20 protein-coding genes and 1 pseudogene are annotated in these 23,662 nt (G+C 54.3%); 5 read left to right on the forward strand and 16 right to left on the reverse strand.

All coding sequences use genetic code 11. The annotated features are described in order from the left end of the window. The first annotated feature begins 2 nt into the window (after positions 1-2). A complete protein-coding gene (gene apaG, locus ABIE02_RS10380) occupies positions 3-380 on the forward strand; it encodes a Co2+/Mg2+ efflux protein ApaG (RefSeq protein WP_032616473.1) in 378 nt (125 codons plus the stop codon). Positions 381-382: 2 nt separating this feature from the next. Continuing rightward, positions 383-1,231, forward strand: coding sequence for a bis(5'-nucleosyl)-tetraphosphatase (symmetrical) ApaH (gene apaH / locus ABIE02_RS10385; RefSeq protein ID WP_077227138.1), 849 nt, complete (start codon positions 383-385; stop codon positions 1,229-1,231). 43 nt (positions 1,232-1,274) lie between these two features. Here apaH and folA read toward each other — a convergent pair whose 3' ends face one another. From folA to kefF, 3 genes are all read right to left on the reverse strand, one after another. Further along, positions 1,275-1,754, reverse strand: a complete 480-nt coding sequence (gene folA, locus ABIE02_RS10390) for a type 3 dihydrofolate reductase (RefSeq protein ID WP_032616470.1) — start codon at positions 1,752-1,754, stop codon at positions 1,275-1,277. Positions 1,755-1,868: 114 nt separating this feature from the next. Further along, positions 1,869-3,734: a glutathione-regulated potassium-efflux system protein KefC gene (kefC, locus tag ABIE02_RS10395; protein ID WP_032616469.1), complete on the reverse strand. Its 1,866-nt coding sequence runs from the start codon at positions 3,732-3,734 to the stop codon at positions 1,869-1,871. Next, positions 3,727-4,257: a glutathione-regulated potassium-efflux system oxidoreductase KefF gene (gene kefF / locus ABIE02_RS10400; RefSeq protein WP_032616468.1), complete on the reverse strand. Its 531-nt coding sequence runs from the start codon at positions 4,255-4,257 to the stop codon at positions 3,727-3,729. Before kefF ends, kefC begins: the two co-directional genes overlap by 8 nt. 751 nt (positions 4,258-5,008) lie before the next feature. Between kefF and ABIE02_RS10405 the strand changes: the two genes are divergently transcribed. Further along, positions 5,009-7,576: an autotransporter outer membrane beta-barrel domain-containing protein gene (locus tag ABIE02_RS10405; protein ID WP_336994886.1), complete on the forward strand. Its 2,568-nt coding sequence runs from the start codon at positions 5,009-5,011 to the stop codon at positions 7,574-7,576. Positions 7,577-7,627: 51 nt separating this feature from the next. Here the strand turns inward: ABIE02_RS10405 and ABIE02_RS10410 are convergent, their stop codons facing one another. The 6 genes from ABIE02_RS10410 to ABIE02_RS10435 all read right to left on the reverse strand — a co-directional run bounded on the left by ABIE02_RS10410 (position 7,628) and on the right by ABIE02_RS10435 (position 15,274). Further along, positions 7,628-7,861, reverse strand: coding sequence for a YgdI/YgdR family lipoprotein (locus ABIE02_RS10410; protein WP_059308751.1), 234 nt, complete (start codon positions 7,859-7,861; stop codon positions 7,628-7,630). 92 nt (positions 7,862-7,953) lie between these two features. Then, positions 7,954-8,442 (reverse strand): toxin-antitoxin system YwqK family antitoxin, encoded by a 489-nt coding sequence (locus ABIE02_RS10415; RefSeq protein WP_032616464.1) that lies wholly within the window; start codon positions 8,440-8,442, stop codon positions 7,954-7,956. Between the two features lie 126 nt (positions 8,443-8,568). Beyond that, positions 8,569-11,793 (reverse strand): carbamoyl-phosphate synthase large subunit, encoded by a 3,225-nt coding sequence (carB, locus tag ABIE02_RS10420; protein ID WP_032616462.1) that lies wholly within the window; start codon positions 11,791-11,793, stop codon positions 8,569-8,571. Between the two features lie 103 nt (positions 11,794-11,896). Then, positions 11,897-13,045 carry a glutamine-hydrolyzing carbamoyl-phosphate synthase small subunit gene (carA, locus tag ABIE02_RS10425; RefSeq protein ID WP_103792719.1) on the reverse strand — a complete coding sequence of 383 codons (1,149 nt, stop codon included), beginning with the start codon at positions 13,043-13,045 and terminating at the stop codon, positions 11,897-11,899. 455 nt (positions 13,046-13,500) lie between these two features. Beyond that, positions 13,501-14,322 (reverse strand): 4-hydroxy-tetrahydrodipicolinate reductase, encoded by an 822-nt coding sequence (dapB, locus tag ABIE02_RS10430; protein WP_148568720.1) that lies wholly within the window; start codon positions 14,320-14,322, stop codon positions 13,501-13,503. Positions 14,323-14,641: 319 nt separating this feature from the next. Further along, positions 14,642-15,274, reverse strand: a complete 633-nt coding sequence (locus ABIE02_RS10435; protein ID WP_032616458.1) for a serine-tRNA(Ala) deacylase AlaX — start codon at positions 15,272-15,274, stop codon at positions 14,642-14,644. Positions 15,275-15,366: 92 nt separating this feature from the next. Between ABIE02_RS10435 and ABIE02_RS10440 the strand changes: the two genes are divergently transcribed. Continuing rightward, positions 15,367-16,272, forward strand: coding sequence for a LysR family transcriptional regulator (locus ABIE02_RS10440; RefSeq protein ID WP_032616457.1), 906 nt, complete (start codon positions 15,367-15,369; stop codon positions 16,270-16,272). Between the two features lie 17 nt (positions 16,273-16,289). Here the strand turns inward: ABIE02_RS10440 and ispH are convergent, their stop codons facing one another. From ispH to ABIE02_RS10470, 6 genes and pseudogenes are all read right to left on the reverse strand, one after another. After that, entirely contained in the window at positions 16,290-17,240 is a 951-nt protein-coding gene (gene ispH, locus ABIE02_RS10445) for a 4-hydroxy-3-methylbut-2-enyl diphosphate reductase (RefSeq protein ID WP_014882496.1), read from the reverse strand. Position 17,241: 1 nt separating this feature from the next. Next, a complete protein-coding gene (gene fkpB, locus ABIE02_RS10450; protein ID WP_032616512.1) occupies positions 17,242-17,691 on the reverse strand; it encodes an FKBP-type peptidyl-prolyl cis-trans isomerase in 450 nt (149 codons plus the stop codon). Positions 17,692-17,809: 118 nt separating this feature from the next. After that, positions 17,810-18,310: a signal peptidase II gene (gene lspA, locus ABIE02_RS10455; protein WP_032616454.1), complete on the reverse strand. Its 501-nt coding sequence runs from the start codon at positions 18,308-18,310 to the stop codon at positions 17,810-17,812. After that, a complete protein-coding gene (gene ileS / locus ABIE02_RS10460; protein ID WP_164529662.1) occupies positions 18,310-21,126 on the reverse strand; it encodes an isoleucine--tRNA ligase in 2,817 nt (938 codons plus the stop codon). Before ileS ends, lspA begins: the two co-directional genes overlap by 1 nt. Before the next feature lie 33 nt (positions 21,127-21,159). After that, a complete protein-coding gene (gene ribF, locus ABIE02_RS10465; RefSeq protein ID WP_032616452.1) occupies positions 21,160-22,098 on the reverse strand; it encodes a bifunctional riboflavin kinase/FAD synthetase in 939 nt (312 codons plus the stop codon). Between the two features lie 7 nt (positions 22,099-22,105). After that, positions 22,106-22,324, reverse strand: a pseudogene (locus ABIE02_RS10470) (DUF2575 domain-containing protein). Positions 22,325-22,425: 101 nt separating this feature from the next. On the opposite strand from ABIE02_RS10470, the gene rpsT reads away from it, so the two are divergent. Beyond that, entirely contained in the window at positions 22,426-22,689 is a 264-nt protein-coding gene (gene rpsT, locus ABIE02_RS10475; protein WP_032616451.1) for a 30S ribosomal protein S20, read from the forward strand. Positions 22,690-22,746: 57 nt separating this feature from the next. Here the strand turns inward: rpsT and nhaR are convergent, their stop codons facing one another. Further along, on the reverse strand, positions 22,747-23,646 hold the full coding sequence (gene nhaR / locus ABIE02_RS10480; RefSeq protein WP_059308757.1) for a transcriptional activator NhaR: 900 nt from the start codon (positions 23,644-23,646) through the stop codon (positions 22,747-22,749). Positions 23,647-23,662: the final 16 nt, after the last annotated feature.

Here is a 23,662-nt window from a genome sequence, read left to right on the forward strand (position 1 = left end):
CCATGATTGATTCGCCCCGCGTATGTGTTCACGTACAAAGCATCTATATTGAGTCACAGTCCACCCCGGATGAAGAGCGCTTTGTCTTTGCTTATACGGTCACCATTCGCAACCTGGGGCGGACGCCTGTGCAACTGCTTGGGCGTTACTGGCTTATCACCAACGGCAACGGTCGTGAAATTGAAGTGCAGGGCGAAGGCGTGGTGGGTGAACAACCGCACATTGATCCCGGCGAAGAGTATCAGTACACCAGCGGTGCGGTAATCGAAACACCGCTGGGTACCATGCAGGGCCATTATGAAATGGTCGATGCCGACGGCAACGCATTCCGCGTTGCCATTCCTGTTTTCCGTCTGGCTGTTCCAACACTCATTCACTAAACATGTCTACATATCTCATTGGTGACGTTCATGGTTGCTACGATGAACTGATCGCATTATTAAAGCAGGTGGAGTTTACCCCCGGTACGGACACGCTATGGCTCACCGGCGATCTCGTTGCGCGCGGGCCTGGCTCGCTGGAAGTGCTGCGTTATGTGAAATCGCTGGGTGACAGCGTGCGGCTGGTCCTTGGCAATCACGATCTGCATCTGCTGGCGGTTTACGCCGGGATCAGCCGTAATAAACCGAAAGACCGGCTCAACCCGCTGTTGGATGCACCTGACGCCGATGACTTAATTAACTGGCTGCGTCGCCAGCCACTGCTACAGGTCGATGAAGAGAAGCAGCTGGTGATGGCGCACGCGGGTATTACCCCGCAGTGGGATCTGCAAACCGCGAAAGAGTGCGCACGCGACGTCGAAGCCGTGCTCTCCAGCGACTCTTACCCCTTCTTCCTTGATGCCATGTATGGCGACATGCCCAACAACTGGAGTATGGAGCTTAGCGGCGTAGCACGCCTGCGTTTTATCACCAACGCCTTTACCCGCATGCGCTACTGCTTCCCGAACGGTCAGCTGGACATGTACTGCAAGGATGTGCCGGAAAACGCACCGACCCCGCTCAAACCCTGGTTTGCGATCCCCGGCCCGGTGACGGACCATTACAACGTGATCTTTGGTCACTGGGCGTCGCTGGAGGGCAAAGGCACGCCTGAGGGTATTTACGGGCTGGATACCGGCTGCTGCTGGGGTGGAGAACTCACCTGCCTGCGCTGGGAAGATAAAGCGTACTTTGTTCAGCCGTCGAACCGGCATCTGGATTTAGGCGAGAATGAAGCGGTAGCGTCGTAGCAGAGAGCTGCACCTCTCCCGTGGGGAAAGGTGCAGTAAAACATTAGCGGCGTTCAAGGATCTCGAAGCAATAGCTGTGCGAATTTTGCGCATCCGCGTCGTGGAATTCGCTGAATACCGATTCCCACTCGTCAGGATCGTAGTCCGGGAAATGGGTATCCCCTTCCACTTCAGCATCAATGTGTGTCAGATATAATTTCTGCGCTTTCGGCAGGAATTGCTCATACACACGGCCTCCACCAATCACCATTACCTCTTCGGCATCACCGCAGGCAGCAATGGCTTCGTCAACGGATTTGACCCACTCAACACGATCATCCGTGCCGGGCTGGCTGCTTATAACGATGTTTTTACGGCCCGGCAATGGACGCCCGATTGACTCCCAGGTCAGGCGACCCATTACTACCGGCTTGTTCAACGTAGTGCGTTTAAACCACGCGAGATCGGCAGGCAGATTCCACGGCATGGCATTTTCCATACCGATCACGCGATCTACCGCAAGCGCCGCAATCAGACTGATCATTGATTATTTCCCGGATGCAAAAAATTGCCGCCACTATACGGAAAGCTTAATCTTTCGTCGACTGGCGGCAGAGTAAAGAACAGGAAATTTTTTATATTTGCTGGCAACCCCTCTTCACGCCAGTGGTTTACTTTCCGGCTCGTCTCCCGGATCGCCGGTATGCTTACCCTCTTCCGTTCCTTGCCAGCCGTGACGCTGCGTCAGCGAGAGATGATTGCGATCTTCATTGATGATATCCATCAGCATAGCGCTGGTACGTTTAACCACCGCCGCGCGTGACTTCGCATCATTCTCGGCCATTTCAGCCATCTCTTCGACCATCTCAGTATTAAACCGGCGGAACAGATCGGCTCGCTCCCGGGCTTCATATGCCCCGAGTCCGAGACTCTCCAGCGCCAGCCGACCCGATTTCAGCGCCCCTTCAAAGGTTTCACGCTCCGGCGCATCGACACCTGCCTGACGCAGTTTGATGTAATGCTCGATATCACGCGCCCGGGAGATAATTTTCAGGTGCGGGAAATGGGTCTTCGCCAGCTCGACCAGCTGCAGGCTATTTTTCGGATCGTCTATCGCGTTGATCAACACTTCGGCTTTGTGCGCTCCGGCAGACTCCAGCAGATCCACGCGCGTGGCATCACCGTAAAAAACCTTCATGTCGAACTTACGCAGGGTTTCAATATGGTCGGGATCGTGATCGAGGATGACCATCTTAACGCCACTGGAGAGCAACAAACGGCCGGTGATCTGGCCGAAGCGACCAAACCCGGCAATGATCACCCGCGGCTGTTCCTCGTCAATTTCATCTGCCTCACGCTCCTGACCGCTGTCGGCCGCTTCCAGACGGGTCAACACGACCAGCAGCAGTGGCGTGACCGCCATTGAGAGCGCGACCGCCAGCGTCAGCGCCTTGGCCCATTCTGGATCGAGCACGTTTGCCATATTGGCTGCGCCGAAGACCACAAATGCGAATTCACTCCCCTGCCCCAACAGCACGGCAAACCAGCGACGCTGTTTTCCGGGCACCTTTAGCGGACGAGCCACCAGCCAGAGCATCGTCATTTTAATGACCAGGAAACCTACCAGCAGGATGGCAATGCGCAGCGGATGCGTCACTAGCGTTCCGAAGTCGACTGACATCCCCACGCCGATGAAAAACAGCCCCAGCAGCAGGCCTTTAAACGGCTCGATATCGCTTTCCAGCGCGTGACGATATTCCGAACTCGCCAGCAGAACGCCCGCCAGAAACGCCCCCATCGCCATGGACAGCCCCGCCTCTTCCAGCATCAGGCCAAAGCCGAAGACCAGGAATAAGGCCACGGCACTGAACACTTCCCTCAGGCCGGAACGGGCGACAAAGCGCAGCAGCGGTCGGCTGACGTACCGTCCGAGCAGGACGACCAGGGTCAGCGCTCCGACGACCTTTAATGCCGACAGCGCAAAAGCGCCAAGCGTGGTCGACGCTCCGGATACAGCCAGCAGCGGGATCATCGCCACCAGCGGAATAGCCGCGATATCCTGGAATAGCAGCACCGAGAAGGCGCTGCGCCCCATCCGGGAAACCGTCAGGTTACGTTCGTTCATGGCCTGCATGGCGATGGCCGTGGAGGAGAGCGCCAGCGTCATGCCGATCAGCCCTGCCACCTTCCAGTCCATGCCCAGCAGGATACAGAACCCGCCCAGCAGTAGACCGCAAGCCAGCATCTGCAATGCCCCGCCGCCAAACACCGACGCGCGCAGCTTCCACAGACGACGCGGATCCAGCTCAAGGCCGATGACAAACAGCATCAGCACCACGCCGATTTCGGCAAAGTGCAGAATCGACTCGGCGTCAGTAACCAGCCGGAATCCCCACGGCCCAATCACGCAGCCGGCAATCAGATACCCCAGTACTGATCCTAACCCGAGGCGTACCGCAACTGGCACAATCAAAGCCGCAGCGCCTAAATAGATCAGCGCCTGAATCAGCGTATGGCTATCCATGGTGCGTCTCCTGCCAGTCGAGTAAACGTTGTTTATAGTGGCGCGCCTGCGCCTGGAGCGTTTCGTCGTCACAGACGAAGGTGCAGTGCATGGCAAACGGCGGGAGCCAGTTCAGGCCGCAATACAGCGCCGTTGCCTGTAGCGGTTGCGCCAGTACCTCAAAGCCGGGGAAGGAGCCGATGTCAAAATGGCTTTCACCGCCGCCGGTGGTCACTGCCCACAGCAGACTTTTCCCCCTGAGCGCATTGCCGTTATGACCATATGCCCAGCCATGCGAGAACACTTTGTCGATCCACAGTTTCAGCAACGGGGGCGTGCTGTACCACTGCATCGGGTGTTGCCAGACGATCAAATCGGCCCTGGCGATCGCTTCTTGTTCGGCAGCGATATCTATATTGAAATCGGGGTAGAGCTGGTAGAGCGAACGGATCTCTACGCCCTCCAGCGTCTTGACTTGATCAAGCATCCGTTTGTTCGCATGGGAATGATGCGGATAAGGATGGGCGTAAATAATGAGTATCATGATTAACCTGGTTGAACTGCTTTCTTGTTGTAGCAGTCAGTGTAGACAGGAACGGCAGGCGTTTGAAGGGGTCTGCGCCTGTGCCAGGCTTAACCGCAAGGATTGGCAAATCCCGTCGCGGCAAAAGATATATATCGCAAATAATAAATCATCAGAAGATATAATATTATAATTACAGATCGATTAATTGTTAACAATAAGAAATATGAAGCATTTAACTCATAGTTAATTAAAAATTTAAAATAAATTGATATACAGAATTGATTTTAAAATTAATAATTTAATTTCTATATTTCAAATTAGTCTGCAAAATCAAATATTTACAATAATTTTTATCCCCATTAAAATATCCGTTCATTTTTAATCACAAATGGACGTGGCAATGAATAACAATTATCCTCAGTTAAATAAAACGACAAAATCGTTAAAAATACTTTTTCCAGCCTTAATCGCATTTACTCCGTTTATAACATCCGCAGAAACGACAATTAGTGGCTCTACGGATGCGGCACAGGTCTTTTCATCGGATAACGCCTACATCATTCCTGAGGGTGTCAGCATTAACCCTACTACAACTGCGCCATCGGTTACTGTTACAGGCAGCACAGTCATTAGCGTAAAAAATAGTGGGGAAATTACCGGGGAAGGTGACGGGCTTTATATCGCCACGGGCGGACAAACGCTTGAGTTAGATAATCAACAAAATGCGGTTATCAACTCCAGCAGCGCCAATGGGATTACCGTCATTGATATGGGGGGTACGATAAAAAACGCAGGCAAAATTACTGGTGCAGAGAACGGAATTAAAATTAAAGAAGACTCCTCCAGCTTTAACATCTCTAATACCGCCACTGGAATTATTGAAGGTAAAACCGCGCTTTCAACCGATGCAGGCTTCACACTTGATAATGATGGCATCTTCAATGGCACTGCCGGCAATGGTGTTGAGCTTCAGAAGGCAGGTAAAAGTAAAATCGAAAACAACGGGACGATCCAGGGTACCACAAACGGGATTATTACCACGGATGAAAACCGACTCCAGCTCATCAACTCCGGCTTAATTAAAGGTTCAGAAAGCGCAGTCACTTTTAAAAGCAATCAAAATAACTCATTAACGCTGAAAAAAGGCTCTCAACTTGATGGCGACGTTTTCTCCACGAATTCAAAAGATAACACATTAATTCTGCTGGAAGACGGATCCGAAGATAGCAACTTCCTGGGACTGAAGGATGGCGACGGCTTCGCATCGCTGACCATGGACGGCACTGATTGGGCGCTGACTGGCGATATCGATATTATCGGCGCTGGTGACTCTATTAAAGTCAATACAGGTAAATTGATCCTGGCAGGTGATGTAAAAAATGGTGCCGGAAATACCCTGATTGCTAATAACGCCACCCTGCAATTGGGTGACGGTACTAATACCGGCTCGTTGACCGGAACGCTGACCGATAACGGCACGCTGATATTTAACCAAGGCTCGGATACCACCTTCGCAACCAATATCTCCGGCAGCGGCAATGTCGAAAAAACAGATGCCCATACCCTGACGCTGACCGGCAACAACAGCTATACAGGCGACACGCAGTTGAACAGCGGCACGATGCTGGTAGCCGAAGGCGCAACGCTGGGAAGTGCAGGCAATTCCGCCACCGTCACGATTCAGGACGGGGCTACCTTCGCCAGTGCAGGTACGGTAAACAATAACGTCAATATTCTCAGCGGCGGCGTTCTGGCCTCATGGAATGCGGTTCAGGGAAATACGCTGTCCAGTGCTTCTACCGCCGATACCATCAACGGCAACGTCACCAACAGCGGTACGCTGCAAATCAGCGGTCTGAACGACAGTGTGGGGAATGATTTCACCATCAACGGTGATTACACCGGCATGAGCGGCAGTTTGATCGCCATGAACAGCGTGCTGGGGGATGACAATGCGTTGACCGACCATCTTACCATCACCGGTAACAGTGCAGGTGTATCGGATATCCGTATCAGCAATATCGGTGGGGCGGGCGCGAAGACCGTCAACGGTATGCAGATCGTGAGCGTGGGTGGCGATTCCGGGGCTGCGTTTAGCCTCTCCAGACCGGTCGTCGTTGGCGCGTGGGAATACAGTCTGAACCAGCACAGCGATGGCAACTGGTACCTGGAGTCTGCAGACACTACCCCGGTTCCTGACAAAGACGATAACACCGACGGCAACACCGACGGCGGCAACGGCGGTAACAACGACGACGGCAACGGCGGTAACACTGACGGCGGTAGCGGCGGTAACACCGACGGTGGAAACGGCGGTAACACCGACGGCGGCAACACCGACGGCGGTAACAGTGGTAACAACGACGGCGGCAACAGCGGCGGCTATACCCCACCAGAGATGAGCAATCTTGCTCCTGAGGTCGGTGCCTATTTAGGTAACTACCTGGCTGCCCAGGACATGTTCCTGCACAAACGCGACGATCGCGATCAGCTGACGCTGCGTAATGAAGAAGATCTCAACACCTGGATGTATGTCAAAGGCCGCTACCACGAAAACGATGTGGCGGGCGGTAAAGTAAACTATGACACCACCCAGTACGTGATGCAGGTCGGCAGTGATTTCATCAGCAAGAAGATGGACACGGGTGTACTGCATAGCGGGGTGATGTTCGGTGCCGGTCAGGCAAAAACTGACTCCACGTCCACAGGCAGTAAACGTTCAGCGCAGGGTAAAGTCGATGGGGTGAACGTCGGCGTATACGCCACCTGGCAGGAAGACCAACAGTTGCGTAAAGGCAGCTATATCGACAGCTGGGCCTCTTTCGGCTGGTATCACAACTCGCTCACCAGTGACGGTCGCAGCGACGAGTCTTACGACAGCCACGGCTTTGCCGTATCACTGGAAGCAGGCCACGCCTGGATCGTTGACTCAGAAAACGAAAGAACCTGGAAAATCGAACCGCAGATCCAGGCCATCTACAGCTATCTTGATCAGGAAAACCATACAGACGCCGACGGCGTACGTATCTCTACCCCTGATAATGACGGCATTCTGGGACGCGTAGGTGTGAAAACCAGCTACTTCGATCAGAAAGATGTGCAGGCATGGCAGCCTTACGTAGCAGTCAACTGGCTGAAAGGTGCCGGACAGAATGATATCGCCTTCAACGGCGAAGCGTTCAGTAATGATACCCCGGAAGACCGCGGTCAACTGGAGCTGGGCGTTACCGGCAAACTGAATGAAACCACGCTGATCTCGTTACGCGCCAGCGGCGAGTGGGGTGAAAACGGTTATGACGCGTATGGCGGTCATATCCTGCTGAACCACCGCTGGTAATCCCATCACCAGACCGAACAATGCAGTGGCTCAGGCCACTGCATTTTTTTATCAGTTATCCAGTTCACCCATGGATTTAACCTGATCGCGGTTAATCTGCTCGGTTTGCCCGGTTTCTGCATTCTCATATGACACCAGCCCGGTATCATCATCTACCTGCGGTTTACCGTCGGTAACGATGGTTTTGCCGTCCGTCGTTTTTACCGCCTGATTAGACGAACATCCCGCTACGGTAAACAGCGTTGCAGCCGCAAAGACAGAGGCCATCAGTAGTTTGCTTTGCATAGTATTCTCCCTGTTGGTCGTCATTGTTATCATCAGGCTAAACTGTAGCGTAATACGCTACGGTCAGGGAAAAATGCAGAACACTCTGAAGGTTAGCTTTTCTGCGGGAAGCCATCTTTGTAGATCACTGTCTGAACCACTTTTCCGCCAGCGTCATAGGTTTTCGCTTCGCCGTTCGCCACGCTCGCTTTGAAGGTGATGGTCGAGCGCAGCTTCCCGTCCTGGGTATAACCCTGAGACAGCCCTTCCGCCTGACAGTTAACCAGCGGCGTATGGCTCCGCAGGACGCCGTTCGGGTAATAGACGTCGATATAGTCGTTAAAGCAGCGGTTCTTGATGACAGTCTCAAACTTCTTATTGCCATTGTCATACTTCTCGACGAGCTTGCCCTCAGGCACGCTATCTGCCACCTTCACCACCGGTGTGGTTAACTTTTTCTGCGGCTCCAGATCGTCCTTTAAGCCTTTTGCATAGTCGGGAGTCATCCCCATTCCATCGATGGTATTGGTCACCGACGAGGCAAAATCTGCACAGCCAGCAAGCAGTATTACCAGGGGTATCAACGTAAGGGCCTGTTTCACAATAAACTCCTTTTTTCAGGTATCACCCTACAGTGCGTTGAAAAGGGAGGAGGCACAACCGCCAAAAATGGTCGGAAAGACATAAAAAAACCCGCCGAAGCGGGTTTTGAGAGCAATCTGAAGCGATTACTTCGTGATCTGCGCGTGCATCTCTTGCACCGAAATGACCTTCTCGGTGGCATCCGCGTTCAGCGCCATGGCTGTTGCAAAACCGCCGTTCAGGGTGGTGTCGTAGTGCACTTTGTACTGCAGCGCGCTGCGGCGAATCAGCTTGGAGTCTTCAATCGCCTGACGCCCTTCAGTGGTGTTGATGATGTAGGTGTACTCGCCATTCTTGATACGGTCCTGAATGTGCGGACGACCTTCATGCACCTTGTTCACCAGACGCGGGTTGATACCCGCTTCGCCCAGTACAATCGCAGTACCGTGAGTGGCATCCAGTTCGAAGCCCTGTTTCAGCAGCTTCGCCGCCAGGTCCACTACGCGCTCTTTATCCCCTTCACGCACGGAAAGCAGCGCACGGCCCTGTTTCTTCATGGTGGAGTTACTGCCGAGCTGCGCTTTCGCGAAGGCTTCAGCGAAAGTGCGACCCACGCCCATCACCTCCCCGGTAGAGCGCATTTCTGGCCCTAACAGCGGGTCAACGCCCGGGAATTTGTTGAACGGCAGCACGACCTCTTTCACCGAGTAGTACGGCGGGATGATCTCTTTGGTCACGCCCTGCTGTGCCAAAGTCTGGCCAGCCATCACGCGCGCCGCCACTTTCGCCAGCGGAATGCCGGTTGCTTTGGAGACGAACGGTACGGTACGCGCCGCACGCGGGTTAACTTCAATCAGGTAAACTTCGTTGTCTTTCACCGCGAACTGCACATTCATCAGACCGCGCACCTGCAACTCGAAGGCCAGCTTCTGCACCTGGTCACGCATCACGTCCTGAATCTCTTTGCTCAGCGTATAAGCCGGCAGAGAACAGGCTGAGTCACCGGAGTGAACGCCCGCCTGCTCGATATGCTCCATGATGCCGCCAATCAGCACCATTTCGCCATCGCAGATAGCATCAACGTCCACTTCAACCGCGTCATCCAGGAAGCGGTCCAGCAGTACTGGCGCATCGTTAGAGACGCTGACCGCGGTCTGGAAGTAACGACGCAGGTCGGCTTCGTCGTAGACGATTTCCATTGCGCGGCCGCCCAGCACGTAGGATGGACGCACCACCAGTGGATAGGTGATCTCTTTGGCCTTCTCAACCGCCTGCTCAATCGCGGTCACAGTGGCGTTAGCCGGTTGTTTCAGCTTCAGGCGATCAACCGCCTTCTGGAAACGCTCACGGTCTTCGGCACGGTCAATCGCGTCCGGGCTGGTGCCGATAACCGGTACACCTGCGGCTTCCAGGTCACGCGCCAGCTTCAGCGGAGTCTGGCCGCCGTACTGCACGATAACGCCTTTTGGCTTCTCGATACGCACGATTTCCAGTACGTCTTCCAGCGTAACCGGCTCGAAGTAGAGACGGTCGGAGGTGTCGTAGTCGGTAGAGACAGTTTCCGGGTTACAGTTAACCATGATGGTCTCGTAACCGTCTTCGCGCAGCGCCAGTGAAGCGTGTACACAGCAGTAGTCGAACTCGATGCCCTGGCCGATACGGTTTGGACCGCCGCCCAGAACCATGATTTTGTCACGGTCAACCGACGGGTTCGCTTCGCACTCCTCTTCATAAGTGGAGTACATATAGGCGGTGTCAGTTGCAAATTCTGCCGCACAGGTATCCACGCGCTTATAAACCGGGTGCAGGTTGTACTGGTCACGCAGCTTGCGGATTTCTGCTTCGCGTACGCCCGCCAGTTTTGCCAGACGCGCATCGGCAAAGCCTTTACGTTTCAGCATACGCAGGAAGTCAGCGTCGAGGCCGTTGATGCCCAGATCTGCAACTTTCTCTTCCAGACGCACCAGCTCTTCAATCTGCACCAGGAACCAGCGGTCGATATTGGTCAGGTTGAAGACACCATCAACGGACAGGCCAGCACGGAAGGCGTCGGCGATGTACCAGATACGCTCGGCACCTGCATCTTTCAGTTCACGGCGGATTTTCGTCAGGGCTTCCGGATCATCCAGGCTTACTTTCGGGTCGAAACCGGTCGCGCCCACTTCCAGGCCGCGCAGCGCTTTCTGCAGGGATTCCTGCTGGGTGCGGCCAATCGCCATCACTTCACCAACGGACTTCATCTGTGTGGTCAGACGGTCGTTCGCACCGGCAAATTTCTCGAAGTTGAAGCGAGGGATTTTGGTCACAACGTAGTCGATAGACGGCTCAAACGATGCCGGGGTACGGCCACCGGTGATGTCGTTCATCAGCTCATCGAGGGTATAACCCACGGCCAGTTTCGCTGCCACTTTAGCAATCGGGAAGCCGGTGGCTTTCGATGCCAGCGCAGAGGAGCGGGATACACGCGGGTTCATCTCGATAACAATCAGGCGACCGTTCTTTGGGTTTACCGAGAACTGAACGTTAGAGCCGCCGGTTTCGACGCCAATCTCACGCAGTACCGCCATCGAGGCGTTACGCATGATTTGATACTCTTTATCGGTCAGCGTCTGGGCGGGTGCCACGGTGATGGAGTCACCGGTGTGGATGCCCATGGCATCGAAGTTCTCGATAGAGCAGACGATGATGCAGTTGTCGTTTTTATCACGCACCACTTCCATTTCGTACTCTTTCCAGCCAATCAGCGACTCGTCAATCAGCAGCTCTTTGGTTGGGGAAAGATCCAGACCGCGTTCGCAAATCTCTTCAAACTCTTCACGGTTATACGCAATACCGCCGCCGGTGCCGCCCATGGTGAAGGACGGACGGATGATGCACGGATAACCCACGTCAGCGGCAACCGCCAGCGCTTCTTCCATGTTGTGAGCGATACCGGAGCGTGCAGTGTCGAGGCCGATTTTCTTCATCGCCACGTCGAAACGACGACGGTCTTCTGCTTTATCAATCGCGTCGGCAGTCGCGCCAATCATGGTCACGCCGAACTCAGCCAGTACGCCCTGACGTTCCAGCTCCAGCGCGCAGTTCAGCGCTGTCTGGCCGCCCATGGTCGGCAGCACCGCATCCGGACGCTCTTTTTCGATGATTTTACGTACCACTTCCCAGTGAATCGGCTCGATGTAGGTCGCATCGGCCATTTCAGGGTCGGTCATGATGGTCGCCGGGTTAGAGTTCACCAGGATAACGCGGTAACCCTCTTCGCGCAGGGCTTTACACGCCTGTGCGCCGGAGTAGTCGAATTCGCAGGCCTGGCCGATCACAATCGGGCCAGCGCCAAGAATCAGGATGCTTTTTATGTCTGTACGTTTTGGCATTGCTTCTTTCTCCGGAGAACCTGTTTATGCGCGTCGCGAGCGACTGGCAGACAAATTTTTGACGCCGTCTGCCTGAGCGCAGCAAGGCATAAACAGATTCTGATTATTTAGCGGTCTTACGGTACTGCTCAATGAGTTCGATGAAGTGATCGAACAGCGGCGCGGCATCGTGCGGGCCTGGGCTGGCTTCCGGGTGGCCCTGGAAGCTGAACGCCGGTTTGTCGGTACGATGAATCCCCTGCAGGGTGCCGTCGAACAGCGACTTGTGCGTTACGCGCAGCGTGGCAGGCATGGAGGCTTCGTCCACCGCAAAACCGTGGTTCTGCGCGGTAATCATCACCGTGTTGTTATCAATATCTTTCACCGGGTGGTTACCACCGTGGTGGCCGAACTTCATTTTCACGGTTTTTGCACCGCTCGCCAGCGCCAGCAGCTGATGGCCGAGGCAGATACCGAATACCGGAATATCGGTTTCCAGGAAGCTCTTAATCGCGTCGATTGCGTAGTCGCATGGCGCCGGGTCACCCGGGCCGTTGGAGAGGAAGATCCCGTCCGGGTTCATCTTCAGCACGTCCTCTGCCGGGGTTTTCGCCGGCACAACGGTCAGACGGCAGCCGCGATCCACCAGCATACGCAGGATGTTGCGCTTGGCACCGTAGTCGTAGGCCACGACGTGGAACGGCAGCTCCTCTTCTTTTTTGGCTTCCGGCAGTTCGCCTGCCAGCGTCCAGCTCCCCTGAGTCCAGCTGTAGGCCTCAGCGGTGGTTACTTCTTTTGCCAGATCCATGCCGTTCAGCCCCGGGAAGGCTTTGGCTTTTTCCTGCGCCAGAGCTACATCCAGGTTATCGCCAGCGATGATGCAGCCGTTCTGGGCACCTTTTTCACGCAGCAGACGCGTCAACTTACGGGTATCGATATCGGCAATCGCCACGATGTTATGGCGCTTGAGGTAGGAAGAGAGGTCTTCGGTATTGCGGTAGTTGCTGGCAATCAGCGGCAGGTCGCGAATAATCAGACCTTGTGCATGTACCTGGGAAGACTCTTCATCAGCGGCGTTAGTGCCGACATTGCCGATATGGGGATAAGTTAGAGTGACGATTTGGCGGGAATAGGAAGGATCAGTGAGGATTTCTTGATAACCGGTCATTGAAGTATTGAAAACGACTTCCCCAACCGCCGAACCTGTTGCCCCAATGGCCCGACCGATAAACTGGGTTCCGTCTTCCAGAACCAATAGCGCTGACTTAATCAAAACACCCTCCAGAGAATATTCACTCACTTTATTTGCATATTAATGCATACCCATAGTATGAATCAATGCAAATCTGCTGCCAGTGGATTTTCGGCAAACGGCGGCATTCTGGAGATTTGGCAGGGGAAAGTCAACTTAAAAAGTGGGTTTTGTTTGTTGTTTTTGCGCCACTGATGAGCTGGAAAGTAATTAACGGGCAAAAAGATCAACTAAATCACGTAAGAAAACGCTTGCGACTCAGTTTTAATAGCAAGTGCTCATCTCAAGCCCAAAAAAGTGGACCATTTGGTCAAAATTCACATTTTTGAAACAAAAATAGTGAGGATAACGTTGGTTTATGATGGGTTAAGAAAAAAATTATATCAAAACGGTCAAAATTAAAGGGCAATAAAATATTGCCCTGTGCAATCAATTGATTATGACTGCAATAACCACATCACGAAGGGTAATCATGATTATAAATTATTAAGATCAAGCACATCGCGCATGTCAAAGAGACCATTTTTCTTGCCTTTCAACCACATTGCAGAACGAACTGCCCCATTTGCAAAAGTCATCCGACTGGAGGCTTTATGGGTAATCTCAACACGCTCACCGATATCAGCAAACATCGCGGTATGTTCACCAACGATGTCGCCAGCACGGACGGTTGCAAACCCAATGGTGCCAGGCACACGTTCACCGGTATAACCCTCCCGGGTATAGACCGCGCACTCTTTCAGATCTTTATCCATCGCCTGAGCGATCGCCTCGCCCATCGCCAGCGCGGTGCCAGACGGGGCATCGACTTTATAACGGTGGTGCGCTTCGATAATTTCGATGTCGGTGTAATCCCCCATCACTTTCGCCGCCTTCTCCAGCAGCTTCAGCATGACGTTAACGCCTACACTGAAGTTCGCAGCGAAAACAATCGCAATCTCGTTTGATGCAGCCTGAATGGCTTGTTTACCGGCATCATCAAAACCCGTGGTGCCAATAACCATTCCTTTCCCATGCTGACGGCAAAAAGCCAGGTGGTCGAGCGTGCCTTCAGGACGGGTGAAATCGATGAAAACGTCAAAGTCATCTTTAACGGCTTCCAGGCTGCTCTGCACGGTCACGCCCGTTTTCGCCACGCCTGCTAATTCACCTGCGTCGGCTCCCAGAAGAGATGAACCTTCACGCTCCAGCGCCGCGCCAAGGGCCACGCCGTCCATCTGTAGTGCCGCCTGAATAAGCTGACGGCCCATACGTCCGCCCGCGCCCGCAATGGCGACACGGATCTCTGCATCATGCATAGTTATTCTCTTACGTTAAAATGATGTAAACCGCTTTCAGATTAACCAGCCCTGACGAAGGCTGCCACAGAAAACGCCGATAATTAGAAATTAATGATAAACAGGGAGAGATATCAGTTAAAGACATGATCGCCAGGATATGACCCGCTTCCGGCCATAGAAAAAAGTACGTGGCGTTTCGCGAGCCGCACCCAGCAGCCCAGGTTATGGTTCATCAATGTAACGTTCAACATGCAGTGTTGAGGATCGCCGCTGAGCCTGGCATTGTTTTCAATAGAAATACCAGGCCACCCGCGATGTCGGGTTAATCACAACCCTGTTAATCGAGGCTATAGGTGACGACCAGCTGCCCTTTTTTCATTTTCAGTCCGAGGATTTGCATTGCCCCCACATCCGCCAGCTGTTTAACGTGCGTTCCACCGCAAAGATAAGGCGGGAGATCGCCAAAGCGAACCTTGCGTCTGCCCGTTTCAATTTCTGTATGGCGAAGCAGGTTATCGGCTTTCCAGCCGTCAATAATGACCATCAGGGCGCTGGCATCTGGCAGGGGATCCTGACCCTCGCCAGGCGTAAAGGTAATCCGCCCTTCACCAGGCCAGTGGTGAGCTTTTACCGGCTTCCAGCCAAACTGCTCCCCAGCATAGCCGATCAAATGACCTGCGCTGTGCCAGCGGGAGTGACGTTCTCTCACATCTTTATCGACTTGCATCTCCACCTCGCCTGGCGTAAGCGCTGCGGGCAGAATGTGGACGACATGCTCCCCACGCAGGGATACCGCTTCTACCGCTATCCCGGCGATCCATCCTCGATCCGCTGGCTGTCCACCGCCCTGCGGATGGAAAAGGGTCTGATTAAGTTCAATTGCGTAGCGGCCGTCAGGCTCCTCAGTGCAACGGATCACCTGTGTACGCCCTTCTGTCGCGTCACTGGTGTAATAAAGTCGTTCTGTCATGGTTGTTCTCCTCTGTACCCTGACAGTATATTCATCACTTAAGTGTCGATAATCGGCCACTCAGACATTGCACTCTTGCCTGGTATGCACAAATGAAACCTTCTTTGCTTCCCGATCTCGCCACTTTCGTCACCATCGTAGAACATGGCAATTTTTCAACCGCAGCCCGCCTCACTGGCGCCACGCCCTCTGCGATCAGCCGCTGTGTTTCACGTCTGGAAAAAGAGATGGGATGTAAATTGCTGCACCGCACTACACGTAAGCTGGCACTTACCGTGACCGGAAAAGCGGTTTATGAACATGCGCTGGATATGCTGGACGCGGCACAACAGGCGATGGATTCAGGCAGCAGCCTGCAGACCGTTGCGCAGGGGAAACTCACCATGAGCGTACCGAAAGCCGTGGGACGCTTCGTGATCCATCCTTTAATCCCGGCATTCCTTGAGCGCTATCCGCAGATTGATGTCTGCCTGCGCCTGGAAGATCGTTACATGGATTTGATCGACGACGGTGTCGATCTGGCGCTACGGATCACTAACACCCCCTCTCCCGGCCTGTACGGTAAACCGCTGATGCCGGTTACCCATGTCATCTGCGCCACACCAGAGTACCTTCGTCGCATGGGCATACCGCAGCATCCGCACGATCTCCGGCAACATAGCTGTATTTCGCTCGGTGAAACGCCGGCCGATTCACGCTGGAAGTTTGCATTGAATGGAAAAACGGAAACGGTACAGACCCATGGTCGTTACGCCGCTAACCACACGGGTGTGAGGCTGGATGCGGTAAAGCGCGGCCTGGGTATCGGGAGTTTACCGCTGTTCACGGCGCGTGAGACGCTGGAAAGTGGGGAGATTGTGCAGGTCTTACCGGAGTGGGAGTTTATCAGTAGCTATACGGGCGATCTCTGGCTGCTGTGGACGCGCAACAAACATATGCCGGCCAGAATGCGGGCCATGATCGACTACCTGAATGAAAAAATGCCAGTCATTCAGTGACTGGCATTTTTTAAACCTTACTCGACTTCGCGGGCATCAATGCGTAGCTCTTTCGGGACTTCAAAGACGATGTTCTCTTCGCGTCCTTCCAGCGGCACCGCTTCACCGCCACCCAGCTCCTGCAGGCGGACAATGACGTTCTGCACCAGAATATCCGGGGCGGAAGCGCCCGCAGTTACGCCAACACAGGCGGCATTCTTAACCCACGCCTCCTGAATGTCCGTCGCATCGTCAATCAAAAACGCCGCTTTCCCCATCCGCTGCGCCAGCTCGGCCAGACGGTTGGAGTTCGAGGAGTTTTTGGAGCCGACAACCAGCACCACATCTGCTTGCTCAGCAAGCGCACGCACAGCTTCCTGGCGGTTTGTCGTGGCGTAGCAGATGTCGTCCTTACGCGGCCCGACAATTTTCGGGAAGCGCTGGCGCAACGCATCAATAACGTCTGACGTATCGTCTACGGAGAGCGTTGTCTGGGTCATAAAGGACAGACGCGCTTCGTTTTTCACGTTCAGCGTAAGCACATCTTCCGGCGACTCGACCAGGTACATCCCCCCTTCCGGGTTGCTGTACTGCCCCATGGTGCCTTCCACTTCCGGGTGACCGGCGTGGCCAATCAGGATCGACTCTTCACCACGGCGGCTGGCACGCGCCACTTCCATATGCACTTTGGTGACCAGCGGACAGGTAGCATCGAAAACGGTGAGATCGCGGCTTTTCGCTTCGTTACGTACGGCCTGAGAAACGCCGTGGGCAGAGAAAATCAGGATCGCGCCATCAGGCACTTCACTGATCTGCTCGATAAAGATCGCCCCGCGCTCGCGCAGGCTATCGACCACGTAACGGTTGTGCACCACTTCGTGACGCACATAAATTGGCGCGCCGTAAATTTCCAGCGCGTTTTCAACAATGCTGATAGCGCGGTCTACACCGGCGCAGAAACCGCGCGGGTTAGCCAACAGGATCTGCATTTCAGGCCTCCAGCGCTGGGTCAATTTCCAGCACTTCAACATCAAAATGGACGGTACGCCCGGCAAGCGGATGGTTGAAGTCGACGGTGATGGAGTCCCCGTTGATTTCCCGAATCACGCCAGGCATTTCGCTGCCGTCCATAGCGGTAAAGAGCATAATCGCCCCGATTTCAGGCTCACCCGCGTCCATAAATTCACGACGCGAGAAGTACTGGATCAGGTCCGGGCTGGGCACGCCAAACGCAGCATCCGGCTCCAGAGAAAAGGCTTTTTTCTCTCCCTCTTTCAGCCCCAGCAGTTGCTGCTCAAGACCTTCGGACAGGGAGGTATCGCCCAGGCGAAACAGCGCCGGTTTGCCGTTATTGCGGGTGGATTCTGCGGTAGAGCCATCATCCAGTTTCAGCGTGAAGTGAACGAGGATCGCGCTGTTGCTCTGTACGGATTTAGACATAAACATTGTCTCTTTAATATTGCCTCGCAGTTTGCCAGGTGGCGCTTCGCTTACCCGGCAAACTGGCGTTGGCATATTCGGTAGGCCGGGATCGCTGTGCGTCACCCGGCATTGATGCTTAAGCCTGTTTCTTCGCGGCTGCGTTCGGCAGGAAGCCTTCCAGCACGATTAACGCCGCACCAATACAAATTGCAGTATCGGCCAGGTTAAAGGTGGCGAAGTGCCAGTTGCCGACATAGAAGTCGATCATATCGACCACAAAGCCGTGCCACAGACGGTCAAACAGGTTACCCAGCGCACCGCCAATGATCAGTGCGTAGGCGATGTTGTTCAGCTTTTGCGTGGCTTTCCCGCGGTACATCAGCACTGCCAGCACAACGCAGATACCGAGAGCGATACCTGCGAAGAACCAGCGCTGCCAGCCGCCGCTGTCAGCCAGGAAGCTAAACGCCGCGCCGTAGTTGCGCGCATAGTGCAGATTAAGCGACGGGAACAGCGAAACCGTATCCCCCAGAGCAAAGTTCTGGAGGATCAGGTATTTGCTGCCCAAATCAATAATCAGCACGACTACCACCAGCCACAGCCAGCGCAGCCCTGTTGAAGAGAGTGATTTACTCATCAGGCAAACTTACGTTTTTCGCCATCACCGGCGATGTTGCTGACACAGCGTCCGCAGATCTCTGCGTGTTCCGCCACCTTGCCGACATCGGTCGTGTAATGCCAGCAGCGCGAGCACTTCTCACCTTCGGCTTTCACCAGCGCCACTTTCAACCCTTTGAGCAGTTCGCTCTGCTGGGCATCAGCGCTCGCGTCGGCATAATCCGCAACATTCGCACCGGAGGTCAACAGGACAAATCGTAATTCATCGCCCAGCGCAGTCAGCTTCGCAGCCAGCTCAGGTTCCGCGTACAGGGTTACTGCCGCTTCCAGGGAGCCGCCCACTTTCTTGTCGGCACGCGCCTGCTCGATCACTTTGTTCACTTCGCCGCGCACTTTCAGCAGCTCGTCCCAGAAGCTGTCGTTCATGGCTTCGGTCCCGGACAGGCCAAACAGACCTTCGTACCACTCGCCAGTGAAGACATACTTCTCACGATCCCCTGGCAGGTAGCCCCAGATCTCATCCGCGGTGAAGGACATGATCGGTGCCATCCAGCGCACCAGCGCTTCTGCGATATGGAACAGTGCGGTCTGGCAGCTGCGACGCGCCACGCTGTCGGCTTTCGCGGTGTACTGACGGTCTTTGATGATATCGAGGTAGAACGAACCCATTTCGATGGAGCAGAAGCGCATCAGGCGCTGCACCACTTCGTGGAAGTCGTAAGACTCATAAGCTTTCAGGATATCTTCCTGTGCCGCTTTCGCGCAGCCTACGGCCCAGCGATCCAGAACGACCATCTCTTCCGGTTTCACCATGTCTTTCGCCGGATCGAACCCGTTCAGGTTCGCCAGCAGGAAGCGCGCGGTGTTACGGATACGACGATAGCTGTCGGCAGCACGTTTCAGGATCTCGTCAGACACCGCCATTTCACCGGTGTAGTCAGTTGATGCCACCCACAGACGCAGAATGTCGGCGCCCAGTTTGTTCATCACGTCCTGCGGAGAAACGGTGTTACCGATAGATTTGGACATCTTACGACCCTGACCATCCACGGTGAAACCGTGAGTCAGTACCTGACGGTAAGGTGCTTTACCCTTCATGGCGGTGGAAATCATCAGGGATGACATGAACCAGCCGCGGTGTTGGTCAGAACCTTCCAGATACATGTCGGCAGCGTGGCCGGCAAACTCTGGACGCACGTCAACAACAGAGGCGTGCGTTGAACCGGAGTCGAACCATACGTCCAGGGTATCTGGCACTTTCTCGTAGTTATCCGCGTCCGCGCCCAGGATGTCGCGGGCGTCGAGATCCCACCACGCCTGAATGCCGTCAACTTCGACGCGCTTCGCCACTTCTTCCATCAGTTCCAGGGTATTCGGGTGCAGTTCCTGGGTCTCTTTATGGACGAACAGAGACATCGGTACGCCCCAGGTACGCTGACGGGAGATACACCAGTCAGGACGGTTCGCAACCATAGATTCGATGCGCGCCTGGCCCCAGTCCGGGATCCACTGCACGCCTTTGATCTCTTTCAGAGACTGCGCGCGCAGGCCTTTCTGATCCATGCTGACAAACCACTGTGGGGTCGCGCGGAAGATGATTGGTGTCTTATGACGCCAGCAGCACGGATAGCTGTGCTGCATTTTCTCAACATGCAGCAGCGAGCCGTTGTCACGCAGCATGTTGACGATGATGTCGTTAGCTTTAAAGACGTTCACGCCGTCCAGGGTCGGATAAGTGCCTGGCAGGTAAGCGCCGTCCGGGCCAACCGGGTTAGCGATTTCCAGACCGTATTTCAAACTGATGTTGTAGTCGTCCGGGCCGTGGCCACCGGCGGTATGCACCGCACCGGTACCCGCTTCGAGGGTGACGTGTTCGCCCAGAATCGCTGGCACATCGAAATCGAGGAACGGATGCTTGAAGCGCAGATGCTCCAGCTCGGCACCTTTAACCGTACCCAGAATGCTGTACTCGGTGATGTTCGCGCGCTTCAGCACGCTCTCCACCAGGTCTTTCGCCAGGATCAGCGCACGGCCTTCAACCTGTACCAGCGCGTAGTCGAACTCCGCAGAGAGGGAGATCGCACGGTTGGCTGGCAGGGTCCATGGCGTGGTGGTCCAGATCACCAGCGAGATTGGGCCTTCGACGCCTGGCAGACCAAATTTGCCCTGCAGCGCTTCCTGATCGACGCCTTCGAAGGCCACATCGATGGATGGAGAGGTTTTGTCGTAATACTCAACTTCCGCCTCAGCCAGCGCAGAACGGCAGTCCACGCACCAGTGCACCGGCTTGGCGCCTTTGTGCAGATGGCCGTTACCGATGATTTTACCCAGCGCACGAATGATGTTGGCTTCGGTTTTGAAGTCCATGGTCAGGTACGGATGCGACCAGTCGCCCAGCACGCCCAGACGGATAAAGTCTTCACGCTGACCGTCAACCTGGGTGGCAGCGTATTCGCGGCATTTCGCGCGGAATTCAGCTGCGGTGAACTTCTCGCCTGGCTTACCGAACTCTTGCTCTACTTTCAGCTCAATTGGCAGACCGTGACAGTCCCAGCCTGGAACGTAAGGCGAGTCAAAGCCCATGAGGCCTTTGGACTTCACGATAATGTCTTTCAGAATCTTGTTTACAGAGTGACCAATATGAATGCTGCCATTCGCATAAGGAGGGCCATCATGCAGAATGAAGGTTTTTTTGCCTTTTTTGGCTGCACGGATGATGCCGTACAGGTCATCATCGGTCCAACGCGCCAGCATTCCCGGTTCACGCTTGGCGAGGTCGCCGCGCATCGGGAACCCTGTTTCCGGCAAATTCAGGGTTGATTTATAGTCACTCATCAGATTCTCGGTTCCGTATTTATATCTCAGGCATTAAGCCGGGTTTGAAAGCCCAAAAATTTCGCGGGCTGTTAATTCATCTCTCGCTATTTGCGCTTTCAGCTCATCGAGCGAGGCGAATCGCTGCTCATTGCGTATTTTTTTACGCAGGATTACATCTATATGGCGACCATAAAGGTCCATTACAACGTCCAGCAAATGCACTTCGAGTTGCTGACGTACACCGGCCACTGTCGGACGGGTACCAATATTGGCAACGCCGGGCAGAGGCTTATCGCCCAGCCCCGTTACCTCTACCGCAAAGACCCCTTTTACCGGGGAAACCTGACGGCGCAGCGGTAAGTTCGCCGTAGGGAAACCAATGGTGCGACCCAGTTCATCGCCATGCACTACGCGCCCGGAAATGGAGAACGGGCGGCCGAGCAGCGTTGCGGCGGCATCCAGATCGTCATCAGCCAGCGCCTGGCGTACTGCCGTGCTGCTGATGCGTACGCCGCCTTCGCAAAAGGTCTGGGTGCTGGTGACGTCAAAGCCATACTCCAGGCCAGCCTTCTGTAATAGCAAGAAATCCCCCTGACGACCAGCGCCAAAGCGGAAATCATCACCCACGGCCAGAAAGCGCACCCCGAGGCGATCAACCAACAGGTCGCTGACAAAATTTTGTGCCGTCAGCGCGGCGAAGCGCCGATCAAAACGGACGCACAGGACGTAGTCCACGCCGCACTGGGCCAGGTAACGTAATTTTTCACGCAGGCGGGTCAGGCGCGCAGGCGCCTTCTCGCTGGCAAAAAGCTCCAGCGGCTGCGGCTCAAAAATCATGACTACTACCGGCAGACCTCGTGCCCGCCCCTCTTCACGTAACCCCTGCAACAGCACCTGATGTCCACGATGCACGCCGTCGAAATTACCAATAGTCAGCACACACCCGTGCGGGGCCTGACTGAGATTATGTATGCCGCGTATCAGCTTCATGACTGGCTCAAAACAGTGAAAATCGCCAAAGTATACCTTGTACAGCGGTTAAGGTTAACCGGCGATTGTTCACGCAAAACAGAAAGCCGTAATGATTTCATCAGGGTTGCCTTTCACAGCGAAAAAATCTGTCTGCGGATGAGGATTTTTATGTCGAAAAGCTGTATTCAGGAGCGACAAGCTGGTAGAATCCTGCGCCATCACTACGTAACGTAGCGTCGCTAATTAACGGCGCTTATTTGCACAAATCCATTGACAAAAGAAGGCAGAGAGGGCATATTCCTCGGCCTTTGAATTGTCCACATAGATCATATTTGGGAGTTGGACTTGGCTAATATCAAATCAGCTAAGAAACGTGCCGTTCAGTCTGAAAAGGCTCGTAAGCACAACGCAAGCCGTCGCTCTATGATGCGTACTTTCATCAAGAAAGTATACGCAGCAATCGAAGCTGGCGACAAAGCTGCAGCGCAGAACGCATTTAACGAAATGCAACCAATCGTGGATCGTCAGGCTGCTAAAGGTCTGATCCACAAAAACAAAGCAGCGCGTCATAAAGCAAACCTGATCGCGCAGATCAACAAACTGGCTTAATCGTCACTTGTTGTTGCTTGTTTAAAGAACCCGCTTAACGCGGGTTTTTTTATGCCTTCAGATTGCCGGTGGCGTAAACAGCGCCGAGTAGTCACGGTTACAAATACGCTGCACCGCCGGATGCTGAATCATTCTTTCGGCGAATATCGCGTGATACTCCTCCATCACGTTATCCACCCTGCCAATCTCCGTAATCCTGATGTCCGTATAGAGGTCCTGCGCGTAAAGCGTCGGGGCAACGAAGATCGCGTTGTGCGCTTCGCCAAAGGCTTTCATTAGCGCCGCATCATCAAACTCACCCAGAATCTCCACGTTCAGCCCCTGCGAGTTAAACCAGTTCAGCAGCTTGCGGCCGAGCATTGAACGCCGCCCTGGCACCAGTAAACGTCGCTCTTCCAGACAGGCAGGGAAGGTTTTTTTCGGCGGGGGATTGATACACCAGAAGCTCACGCCACATTCGCCAATTTTCACCGAAAACAGCCCTTCCTGCTGGGTAGAATCGATCGGGCAATCCGAGATAATCATATCCAGCTTATGCTGGCTTAGCTGCTCAAGGAGCATCTCGTGGGTGGATTCAAAACAGCGCAGGTGGATTTGTTCATCTTCAACCACCGCCGCATCCAGCACGCCGCTGACCAGCCTTTTTGACAGCGCATCCGCCACGCCCACGTCAAAGAGCAGGTTCGACTCCTTGCGATAATTGACGATATCGAGCATCTCCTGGCTCAGGGTGAACATTTTGTCGGCGTAGCGAAACACCAGCTCACCAAGCTCGCTGGGTTCGATGCCACGTCCCTTGCGCTTGAAGAGCTTCCCCTGCAGGCGCTCTTCCAGGGCTTTGATCTGCCCGGTAATGGTCTGTGGCGTCAGGTAGAGCGCTTCTGCAGCGCCGACAACCGACCCTTCTTTATAGACATGCCAGAAGTAGTACAGGTGGTTGTAATTAAGATGAGACATACGTTCCTCGCTCCCT

Origin of the sequence: Leclercia sp. 1548, from assembly GCF_050435045.1 — a bacterium.
In the GTDB taxonomy this organism is placed as follows: Bacteria; Pseudomonadota; Gammaproteobacteria; order Enterobacterales; family Enterobacteriaceae; genus Enterobacter; species Enterobacter adecarboxylatus.